The 20,382-nt window shown below is 65.0% G+C and carries 23 protein-coding genes and 1 pseudogene; 11 read left to right on the forward strand and 13 right to left on the reverse strand.

Translation table 11 applies throughout. The features are described from left to right. Positions 1–8: 8 nt before the first annotated feature. Both BLQ62_RS18745 and BLQ62_RS24220 read right to left on the reverse strand, forming a co-directional pair. Positions 9–191 carry a hypothetical protein gene (locus BLQ62_RS18745; protein ID WP_068568014.1) on the reverse strand — a complete coding sequence of 61 codons (183 nt, stop codon included), beginning with the start codon at positions 189–191 and terminating at the stop codon, positions 9–11. 16 nt (positions 192–207) lie between these two features. Further along, positions 208–756 (reverse strand): DUF1801 domain-containing protein, encoded by a 549-nt coding sequence (locus BLQ62_RS24220; RefSeq protein WP_231857705.1) that lies wholly within the window; start codon positions 754–756, stop codon positions 208–210. Between BLQ62_RS24220 and BLQ62_RS18755 the strand changes: the two genes are divergently transcribed. The 5 genes from BLQ62_RS18755 to mihF all read left to right on the forward strand — a co-directional run bounded on the left by BLQ62_RS18755 (position 755) and on the right by mihF (position 4,212). Beyond that, positions 755–1,285, forward strand: coding sequence for a DUF4333 domain-containing protein (locus BLQ62_RS18755; RefSeq protein WP_068568012.1), 531 nt, complete (start codon positions 755–757; stop codon positions 1,283–1,285). The genes BLQ62_RS24220 and BLQ62_RS18755 overlap by 2 nt on opposite strands. 647 nt (positions 1,286–1,932) lie before the next feature. Further along, positions 1,933–2,469: a hypothetical protein gene (locus BLQ62_RS18760; RefSeq protein WP_068568010.1), complete on the forward strand. Its 537-nt coding sequence runs from the start codon at positions 1,933–1,935 to the stop codon at positions 2,467–2,469. Next, the gene (locus BLQ62_RS23470; RefSeq protein WP_139184244.1) at positions 2,466–2,927 is read left to right on the forward strand and encodes a hypothetical protein; all 462 of its coding nucleotides are present in this window, start codon (positions 2,466–2,468) and stop codon (positions 2,925–2,927) included. The genes BLQ62_RS18760 and BLQ62_RS23470 overlap by 4 nt, the downstream gene beginning before the upstream one ends. Positions 2,928–3,065: 138 nt before the next feature. After that, complete coding sequence (locus BLQ62_RS18770) at positions 3,066–3,788, forward strand: hypothetical protein (RefSeq protein WP_068568006.1); 723 nt, start codon at positions 3,066–3,068, stop codon at positions 3,786–3,788. A gap of 112 nt (positions 3,789–3,900) precedes the next feature. Further along, positions 3,901–4,212, forward strand: a complete 312-nt coding sequence (mihF, locus tag BLQ62_RS18775) for an integration host factor, actinobacterial type (protein ID WP_068568004.1) — start codon at positions 3,901–3,903, stop codon at positions 4,210–4,212. Positions 4,213–4,759: 547 nt separating this feature from the next. Here mihF and BLQ62_RS18780 read toward each other — a convergent pair. The 4 genes from BLQ62_RS18780 to BLQ62_RS18790 all read right to left on the reverse strand — a co-directional run bounded on the left by BLQ62_RS18780 (position 4,760) and on the right by BLQ62_RS18790 (position 6,864). After that, complete coding sequence (locus BLQ62_RS18780) at positions 4,760–5,410, reverse strand: hypothetical protein (protein ID WP_068568002.1); 651 nt, start codon at positions 5,408–5,410, stop codon at positions 4,760–4,762. Positions 5,411–5,456: 46 nt separating this feature from the next. Beyond that, positions 5,457–5,582, reverse strand: a complete 126-nt coding sequence (locus BLQ62_RS24390; RefSeq protein WP_269451330.1) for a hypothetical protein — start codon at positions 5,580–5,582, stop codon at positions 5,457–5,459. Continuing rightward, positions 5,579–6,076, reverse strand: coding sequence for a hypothetical protein (locus BLQ62_RS18785; RefSeq protein ID WP_139184245.1), 498 nt, complete (start codon positions 6,074–6,076; stop codon positions 5,579–5,581). Before BLQ62_RS18785 ends, BLQ62_RS24390 begins: the two co-directional genes overlap by 4 nt. A gap of 143 nt (positions 6,077–6,219) precedes the next feature. Continuing rightward, on the reverse strand, positions 6,220–6,864 hold the full coding sequence (locus BLQ62_RS18790; RefSeq protein ID WP_068567999.1) for a hypothetical protein: 645 nt from the start codon (positions 6,862–6,864) through the stop codon (positions 6,220–6,222). Between the two features lie 311 nt (positions 6,865–7,175). Here BLQ62_RS18790 and BLQ62_RS18795 point away from each other — a divergent pair. Continuing rightward, positions 7,176–7,349 (forward strand): annotated as a pseudogene (locus BLQ62_RS18795) (IS21 family transposase); the annotation flags it as partial. After that, positions 7,346–8,167 carry an IS21-like element helper ATPase IstB gene (gene istB, locus BLQ62_RS18800; RefSeq protein WP_068567997.1) on the forward strand — a complete coding sequence of 274 codons (822 nt, stop codon included), beginning with the start codon at positions 7,346–7,348 and terminating at the stop codon, positions 8,165–8,167. The pseudogene BLQ62_RS18795 and the gene istB, both read left to right, overlap by 4 nt. A gap of 623 nt (positions 8,168–8,790) precedes the next feature. On the opposite strand, the gene BLQ62_RS18805 is transcribed toward istB, so the two are convergent. Further along, positions 8,791–9,003, reverse strand: a complete 213-nt coding sequence (locus BLQ62_RS18805; RefSeq protein ID WP_068567996.1) for a cold-shock protein — start codon at positions 9,001–9,003, stop codon at positions 8,791–8,793. Positions 9,004–9,809: 806 nt separating this feature from the next. On the opposite strand from BLQ62_RS18805, the gene BLQ62_RS18810 reads away from it, so the two are divergent. From BLQ62_RS18810 to BLQ62_RS18820, 3 genes are read left to right on the forward strand one after another with little or no spacing between them, the layout of a single operon-like run. Beyond that, positions 9,810–10,223 carry a cupin domain-containing protein gene (locus BLQ62_RS18810; RefSeq protein ID WP_068568326.1) on the forward strand — a complete coding sequence of 138 codons (414 nt, stop codon included), beginning with the start codon at positions 9,810–9,812 and terminating at the stop codon, positions 10,221–10,223. Next, complete coding sequence (locus BLQ62_RS18815; protein ID WP_082756799.1) at positions 10,220–12,082, forward strand: FAD/NAD(P)-binding protein; 1,863 nt, start codon at positions 10,220–10,222, stop codon at positions 12,080–12,082. The genes BLQ62_RS18810 and BLQ62_RS18815 overlap by 4 nt, the downstream gene beginning before the upstream one ends. Then, the gene (locus BLQ62_RS18820) at positions 12,079–13,623 is read left to right on the forward strand and encodes an acetate--CoA ligase (protein ID WP_082756798.1); all 1,545 of its coding nucleotides are present in this window, start codon (positions 12,079–12,081) and stop codon (positions 13,621–13,623) included. Before BLQ62_RS18815 ends, BLQ62_RS18820 begins: the two co-directional genes overlap by 4 nt. On the opposite strand, the gene BLQ62_RS18825 is transcribed toward BLQ62_RS18820, so the two are convergent. Next, positions 13,611–14,168, reverse strand: a complete 558-nt coding sequence (locus tag BLQ62_RS18825; protein WP_068567989.1) for an HPP family protein — start codon at positions 14,166–14,168, stop codon at positions 13,611–13,613. The genes BLQ62_RS18820 and BLQ62_RS18825 overlap by 13 nt on opposite strands. A 101-nt stretch (positions 14,169–14,269) precedes the next feature. Here BLQ62_RS18825 and BLQ62_RS18830 point away from each other — a divergent pair, with 101 nt between their 5' ends. After that, on the forward strand, positions 14,270–14,851 hold the full coding sequence (locus BLQ62_RS18830; protein WP_068567987.1) for a CGNR zinc finger domain-containing protein: 582 nt from the start codon (positions 14,270–14,272) through the stop codon (positions 14,849–14,851). A gap of 30 nt (positions 14,852–14,881) precedes the next feature. Here the strand turns inward: BLQ62_RS18830 and BLQ62_RS24505 are convergent, their stop codons facing one another. The 5 genes from BLQ62_RS24505 to BLQ62_RS18855 form a co-directional block, all read right to left on the reverse strand. Continuing rightward, the gene (locus BLQ62_RS24505; RefSeq protein ID WP_082756796.1) at positions 14,882–15,424 is read right to left on the reverse strand and encodes a CGNR zinc finger domain-containing protein; all 543 of its coding nucleotides are present in this window, start codon (positions 15,422–15,424) and stop codon (positions 14,882–14,884) included. A 2,743-nt stretch (positions 15,425–18,167) separates the two neighbouring features. Beyond that, a complete protein-coding gene (locus BLQ62_RS23900; RefSeq protein WP_083350820.1) occupies positions 18,168–18,767 on the reverse strand; it encodes a hypothetical protein in 600 nt (199 codons plus the stop codon). After that, positions 18,764–19,030 carry a hypothetical protein gene (locus tag BLQ62_RS18845; protein WP_139184246.1) on the reverse strand — a complete coding sequence of 89 codons (267 nt, stop codon included), beginning with the start codon at positions 19,028–19,030 and terminating at the stop codon, positions 18,764–18,766. Before BLQ62_RS18845 ends, BLQ62_RS23900 begins: the two co-directional genes overlap by 4 nt. A 420-nt stretch (positions 19,031–19,450) precedes the next feature. Then, the gene (locus BLQ62_RS18850; RefSeq protein ID WP_068567980.1) at positions 19,451–19,882 is read right to left on the reverse strand and encodes a hypothetical protein; all 432 of its coding nucleotides are present in this window, start codon (positions 19,880–19,882) and stop codon (positions 19,451–19,453) included. After that, entirely contained in the window at positions 19,879–20,382 is a 504-nt protein-coding gene (locus BLQ62_RS18855; protein ID WP_068567977.1) for a hypothetical protein, read from the reverse strand. Before BLQ62_RS18855 ends, BLQ62_RS18850 begins: the two co-directional genes overlap by 4 nt.

A 20,382-nucleotide genomic window follows, 5' to 3' on the forward strand; every position in this document is an offset into this window, starting at 1 on the left:
CCACGGCGTCAGTCCCGGGCGTCGAGGTGCGCCAGGAATGCGGGGTCGGCGGATTCGATCCGGTCGGCGATCTCGCCACCGTCGCATCGCATCAGCGCGACGACGGCCCCCTCCCCCGACCTGCGCAGCACGGCCCACGTGCCGCCGGAGTCCTCCCAGCGCTGCAGCTGTTCGACGGGGTTCGTCGTCACGACGGCCCCACCGCGATCAGGCGACGGCCTTCGCGACCAGCGCCGCGATCCGCGCCTCGGTCTCGGCGTCCAACGCGGTGATGTTCCAGACGATCGGATGCATGGTCGCGCCCTCCTCGAAGGCGGGATTGACGTTCTCCCCGAAGCCGAAGGCGACATAGGTCTCGCCCGGCTTGATATAGCAGACGTCCTCGCCGCCACCGACGTAGAACGGAAGGCCCCACCGGACCACGGGCTCCAGGCCCGGCGCGTTCTCACGGATGATCGCGTGCACACGCTCCCCGATCTCCGCGTACGGCGCGGGCATCGCACGGAGTTTCGCGAGCACTGCGGCATCGCCCTTCTTACCAAACATGACAGCGCGGACTCCCTCCGAGCGGATCGACATCGTCACGCTACCGCGCCGACACGGCGGCCACCGCTCGATCGCCGTCGTCGAGGCGCCGGCGACAGCGGAGGCTTCCTCGTCGCGGAATCGCGCCTCCGGCTCGGCGGACGCCGACGGCGTGCCACGGACACGCTCACCCGGCAACCGGTAGTCCTCACCACTACAGTCGATATTCATGAGGGCACAATTCGGCGGAATCGCGGCAATCCTCGCACTCGCGCCGGCCACGGCCGGCTGCTCGCTTCTCGGCGGCACGGTCCTGGACACCGGCACGGCGGAATCGGAGATCACCGACTACCTCAACAACCGGTACGCCTCGGCGGGGATCACGGTCGATTCGGTCTCCTGCGATCCCGGCACGAACAGACCCGCGCCCGGTGCCACGTTCACCTGCGACTCCCGGGTCCGCGGCACGACGGTCCCCGTCGAGGTCACCGTGATGGACGACGACATGCGCATCCGGTTCGCCCCGACCAAGAAGCTCTACGACCTCGCCGCGCTGGGCCCGAACATCGTCGCGGGCGTCGAGAAGCAGATCGGCCGGCCGGTCACCGTGGACTGCGGCACCGGCTTCGCGGCGGCCGCCCCCGGCGAGAGCTTCCCGTGCACCGTCGCGAGCGAGGCCGACCCCACCGACCGGCTGAAGATCGACTACAAGGTCGGGCCGATGACCGGCGAGGACCGCTGGGAATCCCGCGACGCGTAACGCTGACGAAGAAACCCCCTCCGTCCGGCTGGTGCCGGGCGGAGGGGGTTTCTGTCTGTGGAGCTAAGGGGAATCGAACCCCTGACCTCCTCGATGCGAACGAGAGTTGGAAGGTGCGAGCTGGGACTATTCTATCTGCACATTCTCATGCCTTTTTGAAATCGGTCCAGCTAGCAAGGCGGTTCTGAGGTGCTCAAACATCTCGTTGGTCTCAACATTGCCTGGACGCCCACGTACCCAGCACGTACCGGCACGTACCGAGCCAGGTTCGTATCCAAGCGAACTGGCGGCATACCGATTGGCCTCGAACCGAAACTTGAGGAGCTTCCTCCAGCGCCTGATCATGGGCCATCTCCGACGACGCCCAGGAACTCCTCCAAGCGTGTGTCCGTCTCAAACGGAACCCCTGCCTTTTTCGGAGCCCGACGATCATGGAGTTGCGGTTCAGGCTTCGCCAGGAACACCGCGCGACGACGCACAGCTGCGGCCGACTTGGCACGCAGTGGATCACGTTCTCACTACTCCACCGCGAGAGCACCAAGGGCAACAGCGCCTTGCATGCGCGGAACCACAGCGGGTGACTCTGGCATGCGCTGGATTTGACTGAAGCACACGTGATTGCACACTATGTGGCACCATCTGCACCTATGCGTGATCACTGGGACGTCGTCGCCAACAGGATAGATGACCTCCGTCAGGAGCTGGCCGTCGTCGACATCAAACTCGGCGAAGCAGATGCCGACGTGGACTCCGGCCCCGAGCCGAACCGGGTTCAAGAGGTGCTGCGCGCGCAGCAGGCAAGGGTACGCAACACCGCATCGTCGTTGACCGCGTGGGCAAGGTTCAGCGAGGCCCTGAACCAAGCGCGCGCCGCGCAACGGGTGCAATTCCGAGCCAAGGTGTCGATCGCCCTTTCCCTGGCGGTTCTCGGTGCCCTGCTAGTCGGCGCAGTTCAAGCACTCAGCGGCGGGGGTCTGCACAACGTTGCACAGGTCGCCGTGGTCCTATTCGGGGGTGCCACCTTCGTCTTCGCGATGGCCGGATGCCTCCTCACCCTTTGGGCGGATGCTGTTCAGCAGGGCGCGACAAGGCGGCTGCTAGGACACCGCCTGAGCGAGCTGGTCGACACCGCTCGTGCCGAACTCAACGATTCCCGCGACCTCCTGAACGTGGTGACCGAATGAGCGATCCGCGCCGGACATACACCGCCGAGCAGGTTCGCGCGATTCTGGACTGGTCGAGCGCGAACGCGCCGTCGAATCCGGCGGCGATTCAACCTTCCCCGGCGCAGCCCCCTGCCCCCTTGCCGCCGGATGAACCACCAACGCAGGCTACGAGCTGGGTCGAGAAATTTGGCGGCGCTGCGATTGTGGCGGCAGTCATCACAGGGCTCTGCGGTATCACGGGTGTCACTATCGCGGGCGGCTTCGGGATGCTTACCGACAAGGGCGGCGGGTCACCACCTGTGGCCGTCGTTATTACCGACTGCCCGCAGAAGCAGCAAGACGCGATCGACACCGCGCGGCGCAACCCCGGTCGGAAGTTGATCTTCTCAGGGCCGGTGCAGGAGCAGTGCCATCTCAACGAGGCGGTCCAGACAGTCCCAGCCCCGTCGGACGGGTCAAGCAGCGGCGGCTGGTGACACCTACAGCGGGTGCAGGTCCTCGGGCCGGGTGGCCCGGGGACCGACTCGCCGTCCCTTGCTCCGGATCCACCTGTCCCCTAATCTCCCCAGGTCAGACCCGAAAACTTGTCACACCCTGCCGCTAGATTCGAGGTCATGGAAGCCCAGGTCCTCAAAGCCGCCGACCGCCTCAGCCTGTCCCCGTCGGTGTCGTCGGGCGCGATCCAGCGGGTGCTCGACGCGGATCCGTCGGACGCCGTCGCCGCGTACTTGGCACTGGCGGAGGTCCACGTGGGCCGGGTGGGCTCGACGCGGAACGCGCACGAGGATCCGGAGGCCCTGGCGCTTCACGAGGCCGTGACGAAGATGGGGCTGTTCTCCACCGCTCAGGCCAATGTGCTCCCCCGCTGGTGCGCGGCGACGATACCCGCCCGGCTGCCGGTCGAGCTGTTGATGCCCGAAGACATCATCACCACGACTTGCGAGTTCATCGCGCTCCTCGCGTACTTGGTGGAGACGGGCATGTTCCCGCGGCCCCGCCGGGACGCGGACCTGGGCGCGATTCAGATGGGCGCGGTACTGGGCCCGATCTCGCCCGCCGCGCGGGAGCTGTACTTCGATGGTCCAGATCCACGCCTGATCAAGGCCCACAAGGAGCTGGTTGAAGCGGTGGCTGCGGATCCAAAGCTCCTGTACCAGCGTCGCAACCATCCCGTGAAGGATCGGATGCTCCTCCGGCTGCGGGAAGTGGGCTTCGGGTTCGACACCGCGCGCAAGATTCTGGTGTGCGAGCAGGTCGATTTGGAGCAGGGCAAGGGTGGTCAGCGGCCAACGGAGAGATTCGTGGCGGAGCTGGTGCTCCTCCTGGACCGCCGGTAACCCGGCTCCGCCGTGGCCGAGGGGACCGACTCGCGACCGTGCACCGTTTCTGTCAGCCCAGGTCGCTAGCGTGCGCTCCGACAGCGTTATCCGGCTCACCAGGAGGAACACCATGGCTCTCCCCACTCTCACCCCCGAACAGCGCGCCAACGCCCTCGCGAAGGCCGCCGAGGTCCGCGCAGCACGCGCCGTGATCAAGGCCGATCTGAAGGCTGGCACCACCACCTTGGCCGAGGTGCTCGACCGCGCAGACGAACCCGCCGTCGGCAAGCTGAAGGTCCTCGCGCTGCTGCAGGCCCTGCCGAAGGTCGGCAAGGTCAAGGCCACCGAGATCATGACGGAGCTGGAGATCGCCGACACCCGTCGTGTCGCTGGCCTCGGGGAGCGTCAGCGGGCCCATCTGCTGGAGAGGTTCGCCGCGTAGCAACCCCGCAGGTACAGAAGCCCGCCGCCTCAGCGTTCGAGGCGGCGGGCTTCTGCGTCGGATGGTCCTCCGTCTAAGGGGGGCGGACTGACTCATACCGTCGCGGACACGCCAACGGCCGACATGGTCGCTCGTCGTGGAGTTGGTGCGCCTACTGGTCCGCCGGTGACACTGGAGCCATGAACGACCAGCAGCAGGCGGACCTCGATCTCGTTCTCACCTGCGCAGCCGAGGTCTGGGCACCAGTCGTGGTCCAGGACTGGCTCACTGGCTCACTCCGGTCGGGCACACACTTCCCGACGTGGCGGGGTACCGCCGCGAGGTGGTCCCTGACCCCTCGCCCGTAGAGCGGGACACTGCGCCCGCTCGTGATCCATCCCGGTGCGTCGCGGAGCTGCGCGGGGCGACACGCCGGGAGATTCCCGTGGGGTCAGGCGTCACCGTCGTGCCCCTTCGCGTCGGGAACACCTGCCCGTCAACGGGCACCCCGGAACACCCCGCGCGCTTTGTTATTACCAGTTCTGCTCTCGTCGCCGATCGTGCACGTTCACTCGGCTTTTGCGTGTCGCCCGGCGGAGCGCGAGATGAAAACGCTCGGCGCGCGATCGTCCGACAGGTAGACGAGAACCACGAGAACGAAGACGAAGATCCCTGACGGCATGGAGGTCAGGTCCGCCCCCATGGCGACCCATGCCCCGAGCGTGGCGACAAAGCCGATGAGGAACAGGCCGCGGCCGAGCCACGAGGGGGTACGCGCGGCCCACAGTCGCCGGATCGACTTCTTCGTCGGCGCGTTGGTCCCGATCCTCAGCGCCATCCACCGCCGGACCGGACCGATCCCCGCGGCCGCGGCGATCGGGCGCCAGCGCCGCACTGCGCGCCGTCGGTGCGCGCACCAGTACAACCTCCGCACCGACGCCATGAGAGCGAAGCCGTAGACAGTGGCCAACGCGAGCAGTTGCCCGACCGCCAGCGCGGCCGTCATCCACCACATTCCGGCGGTGAACCAGCCCGGCCAGGTCCGCCCGAACCACGTCGCCCCGGGTTCGCGGATCCGGCCCGCCGCGCGATGCAGATCCGGAGCCCACGCGAGCGCGAGGACCGCTACCACCAGCAGCAGCAGACCGAACAGAAGGGCCACCACCCAGCGCCATCCGCCTGCGCCGCCGGCGTCGGCCTCCTCGCTCGCATCATCCATCAGGCAATCGTATCCACAATCGCGAACATGCAGTGCGTTCGCTTGATCAGCCCTCGTCGAGCACGTTCGTGGTGCCCGCGGACTTGGTGTCCGGCACCCCGTTGGCGGGCGGCGCGCTTGTCCGCCATGGAGAGCAGCCGCCCGATCCAGCCAGCGCTCCGCCCTTGGTCATAGGCAGGTCGGCGAGCTGCGTCGCGGGGGACCGACAGTCACTTCGATGCCGGGCCTGGGTGGCGGCATCTTCCGGCGTGCCAGGCCCGGTACGTGCATCGTCTGGTCGGCGCGCTTCGAGTGGGCGTAGAGCACCCGCTTCTTTGTCAGGCCCACGACAGCAGCGATGTCCCACAAGGACCATCCGGCAGCCTGGCACACGTCAACGGCTGCGCCGAACAAGGGGAGCCCTTGCGTCTGGTAGATGCTGGTCAGAGCCTCGACAGCCTTCTCTGGCAGCACATCGCGGGTGAGCCTCCGCCCCTCGGCATCGGTCACGTCGAGCAGGGAGGCCACCGTGGTCGCGGGGAACACGGTGCGGATACATCGGATGGTCCGTGCCAACTCCCGACGAGCCTCGCGGACCGCGGGACGGGCGAGCGGCCCTGCTGGTACAGCGGCGTGTGCGGCGCGAAGTTGGGCGACGGTCGGACGTGTGAACTGCTGTTTTGTCATGGTTCACGACGCTATGGGCACGGCGAGCCCCGTGGGGCGACACGCCGGTAGATTCCCACAGGATCAGGATGCGCGGAGGGGACCGACATTCGCCGGCACTACACCACCACTCGGAAACGAGAAACATTCCGGCAGTTAGTTCCTCAGGACCACAGGTACCGCATGATCCCGACGAAGTCCCGGCGAGCCTCGTCGATCCGCTGCTCCCACTCGGCCTCGCGGATCCGCCACGCCTCGTGCGCCGCCTGCTCCGCCGGGGTTAACGGGCGCATCGTGACTCGCTCGCCCACCTCAGCCTCTGGGAACAGGTCCCCAGCGGCGACGAACGCGGCCTGCTCCTCCTCGGTGTACTTCGGCATGGGCTCGGACAGGCGCGCGATGAGCTGCTGGAACTCGGCGCGGCGCTCGTCACCGATGTCGCAGATGGACCAGTCGCGGTGGTACCTCAGGCTCGCGATGGCCAGCGCGTTGAAGCTGGAGTCGAACTCATCGATCACCCAATCCAGCGCCGGATCCCGCAGGTACGACGGTGCACCGACCGCCTCCCCATAGGTCAGGTGCCGCCGGTCGAGTTCCAGCGCGAGGGGGCCGACACAGCCCGTGTAGCCGGTGAACATACCGCCCTGCTCGTGGCTCCGTCCGAACCACTTCGGGTCCCAGTCCGCGCGCAGTCGGAACTCGAGATGCAGTCGGTCCCCCAAGTCCAGCGCGAAACCCCGCGCCATCCACGAGGTCACCGCGGGGTCATGGCGGATGCCGACACCGAACTTGAGCTTGAACGTGATCACGGCGGGCCTCCTGGAGCTGACGGGAGCAAAGCCGACCAGCCTATCGCCACGGGGACCGACACCGCGAACGAGTTTCAGTGAGCCGAGACCGTGCCATGCCTCAGTTAGATGGGTCATCCTCGATTCGCGCAATGCTCCGCCTCTCCGCGTCCAAGTGACCGCCGCGAAGGTGCTGCAGAGCTTCAACTGTCGACAGCTCTGTGAGCCCTTCAGGCAGATCATCGAGATCGGCACGGGACTCGGCTGCCGACGACGACCAGATGGGTGGGGCCAGCTTCGGCCGTCATCACCTTCCTCACGCTGGTCGGCGTGAGCAACGAGTTGTCAGCCTCACCCAGCGACGCCTCGCCGATCCGGCCGCGGTGATCGCCGGCCTTCCACCCGACCGTCGGCCGCTGCCGACGGTGACCGCCTACGACCGGCTCCTTCGCCGGCGCACCGCCTCAGATGCTCCACCACCAGCAACCCCGGAAAGGCACCCATGAGCACCACCACCTCGAAATCGCAGGCCACCAAGCTGGCGCCCTCGCTGCGGCGCCGCGGAGGTCTCACCGAAGAAGCCGCCCTCGCCGCCGTTGACCAAGCCTGCCGGCGCCTGCGGCTACCGACGGTGCGGTCGATGATCGACCAGCACCTCACCGCCGCCGCGAAGCAGCAGCTGTCCTATCAGGGCTTCCTCGCCGAACTGCTCCTGGCGGAGGTCGACGACCGGGACCGGCGTTCGACCGTTCGACGCGTCAACGCCGCGGGGTTTCCTCGGGATAAGTGGTTGGCGGACTTCGACTTCGACGCCAACCCCGACATCGAAGCCGCCACTATCCACCAGCTCGCCACCGGCGACTGGATCCGCCACGGCCTACCGCTCTGCCTCATCGGCGACTCCGGGACAGGCAAGTCTCATCTGTTGATCGGCTTGGGCACCGCCGCTGCGGAGCAGGGCCTTAGGGTCCGCTACACCCTCGCCACGAAGTTGGTGAACGAGCTGGTCGAGGCCGCTGACGAGAAGCAGCTCGCGAAGACCATCAACCGCTACGGCCGCGTCGATCTGCTCATCATCGACGAGCTCGGCTACATGGAACTCGACCGCCGCGGCGCCGAACTGCTCTTCCAAGTCCTCACCGAACGCGAGGAGAAGAACAGCGTCGCGATCGCCTCCAACCAGTCTTTCTCCGGCTGGACCGACACCTTCACCGACCCCCGCCTCTGCGCAGCCATCGTCGACCGCCTCACATACCGCGGCACCATCATCGAAACCGGCACCCACAGCTACCGACTCGCACACACGCAGGCTGCGGACGTGTGATTGGGCGGGGCCTAGGCTTTGCGTCCCGCGGTGCCGTTCGTGCTGCCCGTCCACGGTTCACCGTTGGTGTCGTGCCCGATGATGGGCATGAACCCGACACCATCACTGCCTCCGTGGGTGGGTGTGATCTTGTTGCACTGAGGACAGTGAACCGTCCCGCTTCCCGTGCTCCACACCGTCGCGCCGCTACCTAGGCACACCTGTCGCGTAGTGATCGCTTCTACACCATCGGCTAGCTCAATCATGTTGCTCTCCTTTAGATCGGGATTCTGTGAGGATTTGATCTCGGTTGGATGTGCAGTCTCCGGGGGCTACGCACTCCCGTGCTGCCACCCTGACAAACCGGACTACGTGCGTTGGGCGAGCGAAAGCGCCGAAGCCCCGCCTGACCCTTTGATGGTCAGGCGGGGCTTCGGACAGGTCGCTGCGGTGCGGAGTTACGGATAGAGCTTCGTTCCGTAGTCTTCGCGACTATTGACTTCAGCGAGTTTGGCGCGCAGCCGGGTCCACCAGCTGGCGTCCTCCTGCTCAGGTGTGTCGGGTAGGGAACTGTTGTCGCGTGCGTGCGTCATGCTGATGCCCTATCCGTTGATTCCAGTGCAGGAGCGGTGATTCGCTGCGCCTTATGCCAGTGCTTGCACAGCGACGGCCTGGGGGCCGCGGTCGCCGGCCTCCTCCTCGAAGCTGACGCGGTCATTCTCGTCGAGGCTGCGGAAGCCACCATTGGCGACGATGCCGGAGAAGTGAACGAAGAGGTCCTTGCTACCGGAGTCCGGGGTGATGAACCCGAAGCCCTTGTCGGCGTTGAACCACTTGACGGTGCCCTGCTGAGCCATGCGATTACTCTCCTGAGTATCAAAAGTGTTGCAAGACCGAATGTTTCGATCTTGGGTATTGCGGAGGTACGCGAAAACAAAGCTACCGGGACTACTCACGGAGTTTGGGATGTGTCCGCCGCGGAAAATCTTCGCGAAACGAGCCACCAAGAAAATCAACCAACTTCACCGTAGCAGACATCCCGATCAGCGGCTAGGTCTAGCACCTCCCGACTTCGATCGAGCGACTCAGCTCATGCTCCACGCGAGCAACGCGGCGACCGCCGCTCCTAGGATCCACGGCCACTTGCGACGCCCCCGCGCGGGACCACTTTGCTCTAGATCTTCAGTCAACTTCCACTCCTACCCTCTAGAACGACGCCACGACTCAATGAGCGTCACTTCCACAGTGCCATAACGATCACCCGCCGCCAGGTGTGGTGTCACCCCAGACCTCGTCCACAGCCACCGGGGCCAAATCAACCCGCCCTCGTGGGGCCACTCCTAGTTGACATAGCCACCCGACCCTCGCCGACCGAATCCAGCCGGCGGACGATGCGCGTCGGAACCTCAGATTGATCACCTCTCAGGATGCAGTTGCATCTGAATCTCAGGCATTTGCCCCAGCAGGTACCCGCTTGCCCGCATCCAGGACGGCCACCCTTCGAGCACTATCTAATGGCTAATCCATTAGCCATGTCGATGCAGGTGGGGGGTCTATTTCGCTGCTCGACTGACGCTCTTGCGCTGCCACAAGCACGGAGCAGCTCCTACCTTTCGGGGTGCCGAGAGACGGCCAGGATCGATCCCGAAGGAGGGTGTCCCAAGTGGCGGACATTGAGGTCATCAACAACGTTTTTCGCTCCGGCTTCGAGATGACGGAGCTGGATTGGGGGAAGTGGCAGGAACCGGGGCGTGTGGGGGTCGATCGCTACCCGCTGTGGGTCCCAAGCGCGCAGGAGACTTCGGTTGGCATGCTGGTGCGGTATCCGGCCGGTGCGCACGGCGACTACCACGAACACCTCGGGTACGAGCTGATGCTCGTCCTTGAAGGGACTCTCGAGCACAGCAACGGGCAGACCTTCGTGGCCGGCGACCTCATCGTTGAGGAACCCGGCACCTTCCATCGGATGGCAACCGTCGAAGGCGCAACCATCCTTGCCATCCGCACTAAGCCCGCGGACCCGAGGCCGGAAGATGCCCCTGAAGTGCCGACCGAGATCCTGGAGGCACAGCGTTGACTGCATGCACTCACGATGCGCTGCGTGGACGCGAGGGACCAGCGCCGGTCCGGATCGCCGTTGTCGGCGGCGGACCACGTGGCCTATCGGTAGTTGAGCAACTGATTCTCGCTTGCAACTCGCCGATCACGATCGACGTCTTTGATTCCCGTTTCGTAGGCGGCGGGCGGATCTGGCATCCCGCGCAGAGTCCTCACCTGCTGATGAACACCCACGCGGCCGAGGTCACGATCTTCTCCGGTCCGATGGACGACGGCCCTGTACGGGCTGGCGCAGGCCCGTCGTTGGAGCAGTGGCTTGCCCCGGACGACGGGGTCTACAGCGGCTACGCGGCCCGAGCCGATTACGGAAAGTACCTGCGGTTCGCCTTCGAGGCGGTGGTCGCCAATGCTCCGGACGGAGTGACCGTGAACGAACGAACAGACACGGTGACGTCCATACGTCGAAACCGCGAAACGAAAGAGTTCGTCGTACAAACCACATCAGGACAGTCTCAGGTCTATCGCGCGGTTGTCTTGGCCACCGGTCATCCTCAGCCGCTCGATGGCGGCGTGGTGGCAACCCACAGACCAGGGAGCGCGCGGGTCATAGCTGGTGACTCCGCTGCGGATCTGCCCTTGGATGAAGTACTCCCGGGCCAGAACGTGGCGGCGCTGGGGATGGGACTCGCGTTCCACGATCTGGTCGCGCTCCTCACGCAGGGACGTGGGGGAACATTTGACCGGGATGACCTCGGCCGACTGGACTACCGCCCGAGTGGACAAGAGCCGTCGATTGTCGGAATTTCTCGCTCCGGCCTGCCCATACCGAGTCGTGGGCGAAATCAGAAGCCGGCCAACTTCACCTTCACCCCAAGACTGTGCACTGTTGATCGGATGGCGGAGCTTCGCCGAGACCGACAGGTCGACTTCGAGCGCGAAGTCGCTCCTTGGGTGCTGGCCGAGGCGGCCGCGTCCTTCTGCTTGACCAAGATCGCCAACGGCAGCTCTCCGGCTCTGGCAGAGGAGTTCGCCTCGCAGCTCATCACGATTCAGGGGCCAGACCCGGTCAGCGCCGTATATGAGCTGGCGAACACGTTCGGCGTCGAGGAGCGGCTGCCGACCTTGGAATCACTGGGCCGTCCCTTCGATGGCGTCGATTTCAGCTCGAGGGGCAGCTGGCACGAAGCAGTTGTCACCTATCTGGAAACCGACCTGCGTCATGCTCGGGAGGGAAATGTAACCAACCCTCTAAAGGCAGCCCTCGACACACTGCGCGACTTGCGTCCGTCGTTGCGAGCGGCCGTTGAGTTCGGGGGCATCACGCCAAGGTCACACGAGGACGCGTTCCTCGGTCGGTTCGTTCCCATGTACTCACTGCTCGTCGCGGGCCCACCCCCGCGGCGAATCGAGGAGCTACTGGCACTGATTCGCGCCGGCATTGTCACGATCGCAGGCCCAGGCGCCCGCATCGTAGACGATGGTCGGACCTTGGCCGTACGGTCACCCGCCGTGCCCGGAGCTATAGCGGTTGAGCGGGTTATTGACGCGCGCATCCCCAAATACGAAGTGGGACGCTGCCAATCCGTCCTATACCCGCAGCTCCTGGCCGACGGCCTGGTTCGCCGTTTTCGCCATGTTGGGGCGACAGCATCGGTTGAGACAGGTGCATGCGACGTCGACCCTGAGACTGGGTACGCCATCGGCGCGAACGGTGAAGTCGTTCCCGGGCTGGTGCTCTTGGGGATCCCAACAGAGCGCCTGCGCTGGTTCACGCAGATCGGCAATGGCCGCCCTTCCGTACGTAGCGGATTCACCGTCGATGCCGAGAAGGCCGCGCGGTCTGCTCTCATCGTTGCAAGGGAAGTGCACACGGTATGACTGAACTCGAAGCTGGAGATTTGTTCGCGCTTGCACGCCGGCACCTGATCGACTCCTATGACTTGCCTGAGGCGGTGGAGGACTTCACCTTCCCTGCCGTCCAGAGCTTCAACTGGGCTCACGACTGGTTCGACAGATACAGCCGGGGACGAAGCGACGTCGCCCTCTCCGGACCATCAGCGGGTGGAGAGTGGCTGGAAGTCAGCTACGCCCAGCTTTCAGCAGCATCCGACGGCGTGGCCATGAAGCTCATCGAAGAGGGTGCTGCGACTGGGGACCGCACTGTCATCGACATGCCCGCTTCAGTCGAACTGTATGCAGTCATCCTGGGGGTGCTGAAGACCGGCGGCGTTGCAATACCAGTTCACCACGGACTGCACCCGGAAGCATTGGCTGACCGCCTCGAAGTCGCCTCGCCGCACCGGATACTGACAGACGCAGCTATCGATGACCGGCGAACACTACCTGCAGCTGCACTGGTGGACTGGAACTGCAGCAACCAGGATCTTCACATGGCAAGCATCAGCGCGGATGCGCCGGCATTCGGCTGCTTCACATCAGGCACGACAGGACGGCCGAAACTCGCGCTTCACAGCAACAGGACCCACGGCATTGCCCATCTGTCCAGCCTCTACTGGAATCGCCTCGAAGCCGGCCAACGCCACCTGAACGTGAGCAGTCCTGGCTGGGCAAAGTTCTTCTGGAGCTCGTTCCTCGTCCCTCTCACCGCAGGTGCGACTGTCGTCGTCCGTCCGGAGGATCTGGGCCCCGATTCGTTCCAGGAGTTCGTCGAGACGCACTCCGTCGAGTCGGTCTGCGCGCCCGTAGCATTCCTCCGCGGATGTAGACTCACGCACTCTCCGAGAGTCCGAGTCCGCGACGTCACTTCAGTCGGAGAGGCCGTTCCCCCCACACTCAGGGAGCTCATGAAATCCACCTGGGGTGTGGGATTACGCGAAGGGTACGGGCAGACTGAGGCGACGGCGATCCTCGGGGAGCTCGCTACAAGGCCCGGCGCGCTATCCGTGCTACCTGGGTACAAGGTTGATCTGGCGCGTCATCCGGGCGAACCGGCGGCCCGACTCACCTTCTCGGCGCTTCCCGGGGGGTCCTTTCTCGGCTACCTGCGCGACGACGGATCGATCTCCCCACCACAACTGACCGACGGTTGCCAGTGGACCGGAGACTTCGCCACCGGCAATCCTGCGAACGGGAGCCTCCGCATCCTCGGCCGAGGGGATGATGTGTTCCGGAGCAACGGTCACCTCATAGCCCCGACAGAACTCGAGATTCTCCTCGAGCGGCACCACGATGTCTCGGCCGCCGCTGTTACCGCACACCGATCCGCCGACGGCGACCTGAGTCCTGTGGCGTTCGTAGTGCTCCGCCACAAGAGCACTCCGGAAGACGTCCGCGCGTGGGCCAACGCGAGACTGCCGCTTGAGGTCGACCTGGCATCCGTCACAGTGGTCGATCAACTACCCCGTTCAATCAACGGGAAGGTGCAGCGATCGCTCCTTGCAAGGACTCACCAAACGTAGATCGGGTAGTCACGAGCGCCGTTGTAACGGTTCCCGACCACGCCGATCAGAACAAGCACCACGGCAGCGGCACCAGCAAGGAGAACAAACTCCCAACCTGGCACCGCTGCCGTGGTCGCACCAATGACTGCCGTCGCCGCTGCCGGCGAGTGGGGGACGCGGGTGGCCATCATGGCCGCCAATGCAAGCGCCCCGGCCAGAGCGCCCAACCAAAGCGAGTGTCCAGCAAGTCCGACCAGTGCGCCCACCAGCGCGGAGATCATCTGCCCACCGACGACGTTTCGCGGCTGGGAGAGTGGCAACTTTGGAGCTCCGACGATGAGCGCCATGCTTGCCGCCAGCGGCGGTATCAACCACGGCAGGTCGGTGAGATGCGTCAGGGCGGCCAAGGCCATGAGCCCGGCGGCCGCAGCGACCAATGCAACCACGATGGTCCGTACCGGCGGCCTCGGAGGCGCCGAGGACTCCCACCACGGCTTTCGCGGCTCCGCCGGGGCTCCGGTGGACTGTGCGGACGGCACGTTGATCGAGCTTGAGGCTGACATACGACTCCTAACTAATGGCTAAGGCATTAGCCATGAGCCTAGGGGTATCATGAGGGCAGTGCAACCGCAGTGACACAGAGGACAGCAAGGCAGGTCGGGAAGTGCGCACCCAATACATCACCGAAGGGGTCCTAGTCCGCCCCCTGGAAGCTCCCGCCACCAACTTCTTGAGTACTCGGTTCTACGACGGTCGAGGCATCGTCGACCTCCTCGAGAGCTCCAGCGAAGCGCACCGATGGATGTCAACACTCGGAATCGAAATCCTTTTCCCCCGAACCTCTTTCGCTCCGAATGACGACGAGATGGCTGCTCTGCGCCAGCTCCGCGACACCGTCGAGTCTCTCTACCGGGCCACCGTCGACCAGGACGCCGCCCAGGCCGCGGAGCACCTCAACTCGGTGTTGGCCAGTGCCAGCATCCAGCTTGGAGCGCTCGCTACAGCCAATGACGAGGCCGCCGTGGCGACTTGGTCTACGGAGCCTACGAACCCGTTCGTCGAACTCACCGCTCAGATCGCAGTCACTGCGGCGCTGGCCACCACTGGACGTGCTGCGAAACACCTGCGAAAGTGCGAGGCGCCGAGGTGCGTCCTCTACTTCACCCAACACAACTCGCGGCAGCACTGGTGCAGCGACGTGTGCGGCAATCGAGTGCGGGTCTCCCGCGCAAGCAAGACGAAGTAGGCATCGGGAGCGTAACTCTCATTTGCACCGTCAAGCGCGGCCTTCGTACCTCGCAACCCTGGCTCGATTGCCACAAGCCGAGCTGCACCACTTCTGCCGAGTTACGTATGGAACGAAGTAGTGGAGACATTCAGCATGAGCGCAGTGGCGCAGCGCCAACTGAGGTGGCGCCGCCAGCGTAGCAGCGGCCGAGTCGATCACCGACTGCCTGAAGGCTTCGAAAGCGTCTCCCGCGCCGAATGCCGTCGACACCCCCGTATCGCTCACTAGAAACCTTGCAGCCAGACGATTTCGGTTGAGATAGGCGACCGCACTCCGAGTCTCGTCCGACGGGCTGGCATGCCCTGTCTGGACGGACGCAAGATGAGTAATCGCAAACCGCGTGGCTCGCAAGAGCAGGAGACGCCGTTTGTCGACCACCCAGGAGCAGTGGGGCTGCCTGCAATGTGTTGCCAGCGCCCATAGCCAGTCCTTGGCCGCGTCAAGATCCGACAACTGATCCACCAGAGCTCCGCGAAAGTTCGTTCGCGTATTGATGAGATTGACAGCCACCGGCTGTTCCGCCACAGGCATGCCAATACTCTTAGCTGACCATGGATTTGAAGTAGCCCTGGACACTATGAGCCTCCAGGAACGCCGACAGTACGCTGGCGACCAACGGACGAAATTCCGATGCGATAGCTCTGCAGCCACGACGAGGCGCCGACAGGTACGAACACGCACACGGATGTCCGCGAGGTCGTGTTGGGTAGTTCTGATTCTTGGTCCATCCGGTGTCACCCCATGCTTGACGTCACCTGAGCGCCACGCTGGCGCACAGTGGTAGCGCAGCGACTGATGCCACAAGATGGCTAGTCGCTGCGTTGCCGCATGGGTCGAGCACCCGGAGGGGATGCCGACGATGAGCAGTCTTCGAAGAAGACCTGCTGCGGGCTTCACGAGCACGGGCGGATCAGCGAGTCGGGCCGAAACCACAGTTGTCTGCTTGCGAAGTCAATAGTGACGGTAGCCAAGCCCAACTCGCGATGCAACCGAGTAGGGCGTGACACCGACCGCGCTAGACGGCTGGCCCTGACCCGCAGTCGATGCTCACCGCGACGATTCCAGGCGCTGTTCTGTGGTCGACGAACCAGGCTTTCGCAATGACCTCCATCCAGCCTCCGGTCAGAGCGCGCACTCGAGCTGAGACTGGAACTGGCGACGTAGGAGGGCGGGTCGCAGCCTCGACGATGGCCGATGTCACGGCGTCGCGATCGTCTGGATGGATGCCGTTGTTCTGACCAGTACTGAAGCCGTGCCCGATCCCCTCGGGCGGCCCGCCCAGCCAGCGAAGGACGTAAGGAGCGGCGGGGAATCTCAAATCCATGATCGCGATGTGTACATGCGCCGCGCGTGCGTTGCTGTCGGCGCAGATTGCATCCGCCAGGTTGCTGGGATAGGCAAGTTCAGGTCGGGCCCACCCCATGCCCAGGACGTCGCCGGAGGGCAGTCGTGCCTCGATTGCCTCCACAGTGGCGCGCCCCCCATCGTCCCCTACGACCCCTAGATCAGCCACTCTCGTGACACGGTCGGTCCGATCTGAACCTGCGCTCCTACCGACGGCAAGTTGGCGTTCTTGGTCCGCCGCGGTCAGCCAGTCGAGATGGCGCACAGCGTCGCCGAGAGCGGGAACGCGTGTGAAAAAATCCGCAGGACCGTGCACTACGCGATCGCGATGGTCCTCTGCCACCCCAAGCAAATCCATCGCCGAGGTTGACAGGTGGAGGCGCGGAGGTCCGCCGCCAACGGGATTTGACCACACCCACAAGGCGAGCCGCGAGGCGTACTCTCGTAGCGCCTCTGGTGTTGCCCTGTCACCAGACGCGACTACCGCTGCCAGAGCGGTGCCGACCGTCGGATGCAACACCGGATACCCCGTTCCCGCGTCCCCCGACACAGGCGTGGACCTGTCGAGTACCGCGCGTGCTGTGCTGTCGATTGATCGAAATACAGCCCCTCGGACCGCGTTTACCAAGCGCCTACCTGTCGAGCGAGTCCCATCGACCGCCAGCAGTCGAAGCTCACCGTCGCCGCCCAGGGTGACAACCCTCATCGATTCCATCTGCTCAGCCTCCACTTTCGGTCAGTAGCCGGCGCAAGACCAACTCTGCGGCCCGGTCGAGTTCTTACGCATGGGTTACATTCTTCCAGTGGTAGCTAGTACAGCGCGCCTCCGGCAGGCGGCGGACGATCTCTCCAAGAATCTGCTCCGGCCTGCCGCCGGGGAGATAGACACTCTCGACCAACTGCCGACCGACCACTTGGCGGCGCTCAGAGACTCGGGTCTGTTCAGCGTGCTCGCGGCAGATGCACCCATACCGCTGGTCTTCGACATCGGCGAGAGTCTCGTAGCGGCATGCCTGGCGACCGGATTCGTGTGGGCGCAACATCAAGGAGCGGTACTCCGATTGCTTTCGGCGCCAGGCCCAAGCCGGGACAAGTGGCTACCGCCGCTTCTCGCAGGCACCACGATCGCGGGCGTGACCTACAGCGGGCTTCCGAGCCACGGCGCTAGCCTCAGGTGCCACCGCCAAGCTAACGGCGAAATGATCCTCGCAGGCCAAGCACGGTTCGTGACCTCGTGGCCCTGGATCGGACTACTAATCGCCTGGGCCTACAACGAGGAAACCGACCGCGTGTACGCCTTCGCTGTTCCTTCGCCTCAGGAGCAACCCGAGACCCGGTCGACAACTCTCACCCTGCTAGCAGCAAATGCGTCCGCCACAGTTGCGCTGAGCGTAGGAAGTCCGTCCGGCACCCTCGCCGACGGTGGGTGGAGAGTCTCTCCCGATCAGATCCTGACCTCGATTCCCGGCCCATCTGGGACCAAGACTCCCCCAGCCTCGGCCCGTGCGAACGCCACTCTCGGACTCGGCTTGCTCGCAGGAATAGCGACGGACCTCCAGCATGTCGACCCGCGATCCGCCGAAATCGCACGAGCAGCCCGCACCAACCTGCGCAACCGCCTTGATGTGGCGACTGGAGACGCATCAAAGGCAGAAGAGATTCCAGCTGCGCGAGGCGAGCTGCTGCGCTCAACTATGGACGCAGCTCTAGCGCTGTACCGCTCCACGGGTTCCACTGCGACACTCGCAACGAGTCTGGCCGCTCGTCGCGTTCGTGAAGCTGCGTTCGCCCAGACGACAGCCACGACGTTGGAAGAGAGAAGGATCGCGCAAGGTTGAGTAAGCCCAATACGCTGCCGGTCAAGTTCTCCGACGCTAGCGTTGAATACCCAGCGAGCCGATCGATGCCGGTGGACACGTCCAAGCCTGATTCACTTGCCCGCCATCGTCTTACATTGCTCTACTAGCTCCTGAGCCAGCTTCTTGAGGTGTGGCTTGAGCGCGTCAGTGCGTGTGAACCCCTCGCTGCTCAGTGCCGCGAGGTCGCTCCGCAGCGACTCGGCCCAGTCCCCCAGACCATCCGCGTAGTCCCGGGCCGCGCTGCTCACGGTGTTGGGGGCATCGCTGCGCCGGATCGTATCGAGCAGCGTGGTCGATTCCGAATCGAGCTCCGTAGCCGCAGCGGAGGCGTGCGGCTTCACCGAGGGCCATGTCCAACCGCCAGTGCAGCGCAGGTGGTCGTATAGCGCATCGGTAACCGGGATCCGACGGTCGTCAGCGGCGTCGATCGCGTCGCACAGCTCCTTGGTCTCCGCCCGCCCCGCTGCGGTGCTCGATGCCGCTGAGCTGGTCGACGTGGTCGTGATTGTGCTGGTCGCGGTCGTCGGCATGGCGCTGGAGGTCCTGGCCGGCATCGTGGTGGGGACCGACACCGCCGCACGTGGTGCAGGCGCGGGATCATCTCGGAACAGCGCGATTCCGCCGACCAACAGGACTACGACGACCGCGCCGATGACTACGTTCTTGTTCACTGTCGGTCCCCACTCTCAAGCTTCTTGACGTAGCGATTGGCCCCGAACACCCAGCTGTGGGCGTCGGCCAGCGCCTGCTCCACAAGCTCCACGTTGTGGCGTACCGATGCCAGCAGTTCGGGGACCGACATCGACGAAGCTGTGGTCAACCCGCGTCCGTCGCCGCCGAGGTGATGGAGGACGATACGCGCCTTGCGGTGAGCCTCCTCGACTGCCGCACCGAGCACCGCCACGGCGGCGTTCAGATCGAGCGGATCGATCACCGCGGCCGGAACCTCCGCGGAGGTCGGGCGCACGGGTTCCGCAGGCTCGGCGTGAGCAGCCACGTGCGCCCACGCTGCGGCGACGGCGACCTCCGGCCCGCCCGGTACCGCGATGTGCCGCGGAGGGTCCGGCGGCGGGGAGCCTGCGGGGGGGCAGGTGGATCACGCGCGCCCCCATGCATGCGACCTCGGTCGCCTGATCGATCCCCGAGATCGCGAAGGAATCTCCGAGGTCGATCATGTCGCCACCGATCCTCATGCATATGCGGATGAGGTTCACCAGCGCATCCTCGGCGGCTGCCGCAGCGTCGTCGGGATCGGTGAAGTATCCAGCACCTCTGTAGACCTCCCACTCTCCATGCGCGTCGATCGTGGGCCCCTCGATGATCCAGATGTCTTGGTTCATAAGGCGTCCTTTCTTCAGGCGTTCAGGCGACCTTCGGCGACCGCGAGTACCCACGGCTCCGGTTCCTCGCCCTCTTGTCGGGCGAGCTTGACGAGGATTCGGGCGCTGATGCGGCGAGCCTCAGGGGTGTCGCCGGTCAGCTCGAAGTCCGCGTTCGCACGCTGGTCCTCCAGGTCCCGGCCCTTGAGCCGCGACGTGAGCCGCATCGCGTCGTACGTGGCTTCAGTGACGGTCCGGAGCGTTTCATCGACGCTGATCAGCCCCTGGTGCACCGCCGCCAGGGCCTCAGGGACCGACACTGCTGGCCCCAGGTCGTCGACATCGAGGTGGTCGTCGGTGAGAGCGAGGTACTGGTGCCGCAGGGCAGCCAGGTGTCGTCGCACATCGGTCACGCCGTCGAGGATCTGCACGACGCCGTCGTGCAGATCAGCGGGATCACTGGTCACTGTCGGTCCCCCTTCCGGGCGAGTCGGACCGACCAAGGCTTCAGCGGCAACCCCGGCTCGTATCCGTTGGGACTCACCGGGATCACCGCCGCGCCCGACACCGCGAAATTGTGCCGGTGCTCCACCGACGCGTGCTCCACCTGGAACTCCAACCGCCGCCGGGCCTCCGCCGCTGCCTCGTGCGGGTCGAGGAAGTAGCCGAGGTCAGGCTGGATCTGCACGTCGTAGCCCGGGGCGAGGTGGACCGGAAGTGCCACCAAGTAGACGGTCGGCGGGTCACCGTAGAAGCTGTCGGAGCGCTCGAAGTCGACCGCCACGTCCGTGGGCACTATCCAATGGATGTCGGTGTCGGTCCCCGTCGGGTCCCGGTACGGCTCTCGATCAGGTCGTGTGTACTGCCCGGGATCCTGGCGCGGAATCACGCTCTGGGGCTCTGCCTCCGACAGGTCCTCGACGGGCACCTCACCCGCGAGGGCCCTCCGGATCTGCTCCTCGTTCAC

It is taken from the genome of Tsukamurella pulmonis (genome assembly GCF_900103175.1).
Taxonomy (GTDB): domain Bacteria; phylum Actinomycetota; class Actinomycetes; order Mycobacteriales; family Mycobacteriaceae; genus Tsukamurella; species Tsukamurella pulmonis.

What these genes read in the sequence shown, in the direction of transcription:
- BLQ62_RS18780 (WP_068568002.1), bottom strand. Translation starts at nt 5,410, where the DNA reads ATGGATGATGCGAGCGAGGAGGCCGACGCCGGCGGCGCAGGCGGATGG.
- BLQ62_RS18785 (WP_139184245.1), bottom strand. Translation starts at nt 6,076, where the DNA reads ATGACAAAACAGCAGTTCACACGTCCGACCGTCGCCCAACTTCGCGCC.
- istB (WP_068567997.1), top strand. Translation starts at nt 7,346, where the DNA reads ATGAGCACCACCACCTCGAAATCGCAGGCCACCAAGCTGGCGCCCTCG.
- BLQ62_RS18760 (WP_068568010.1), top strand. Translation starts at nt 1,933, where the DNA reads ATGCGTGATCACTGGGACGTCGTCGCCAACAGGATAGATGACCTCCGT.
- BLQ62_RS24505 (WP_082756796.1), bottom strand. Translation starts at nt 15,424, where the DNA reads ATGCCTGTGGCGGAACAGCCGGTGGCTGTCAATCTCATCAATACGCGA.
- BLQ62_RS18755 (WP_068568012.1), top strand. Translation starts at nt 755, where the DNA reads ATGAGGGCACAATTCGGCGGAATCGCGGCAATCCTCGCACTCGCGCCG.
- BLQ62_RS18770 (WP_068568006.1), top strand. Translation starts at nt 3,066, where the DNA reads ATGGAAGCCCAGGTCCTCAAAGCCGCCGACCGCCTCAGCCTGTCCCCG.
- mihF (WP_068568004.1), top strand. Translation starts at nt 3,901, where the DNA reads ATGGCTCTCCCCACTCTCACCCCCGAACAGCGCGCCAACGCCCTCGCG.
- BLQ62_RS24220 (WP_231857705.1), bottom strand. Translation starts at nt 756, where the DNA reads ATGAATATCGACTGTAGTGGTGAGGACTACCGGTTGCCGGGTGAGCGT.
- BLQ62_RS18805 (WP_068567996.1), bottom strand. Translation starts at nt 9,003, where the DNA reads ATGGCTCAGCAGGGCACCGTCAAGTGGTTCAACGCCGACAAGGGCTTC.
- BLQ62_RS24390 (WP_269451330.1), bottom strand. Translation starts at nt 5,582, where the DNA reads ATGACCAAGGGCGGAGCGCTGGCTGGATCGGGCGGCTGCTCTCCATGG.
- BLQ62_RS18820 (WP_082756798.1), top strand. Translation starts at nt 12,079, where the DNA reads ATGACTGAACTCGAAGCTGGAGATTTGTTCGCGCTTGCACGCCGGCAC.
- BLQ62_RS18825 (WP_068567989.1), bottom strand. Translation starts at nt 14,168, where the DNA reads ATGTCAGCCTCAAGCTCGATCAACGTGCCGTCCGCACAGTCCACCGGA.
- BLQ62_RS23470 (WP_139184244.1), top strand. Translation starts at nt 2,466, where the DNA reads ATGAGCGATCCGCGCCGGACATACACCGCCGAGCAGGTTCGCGCGATT.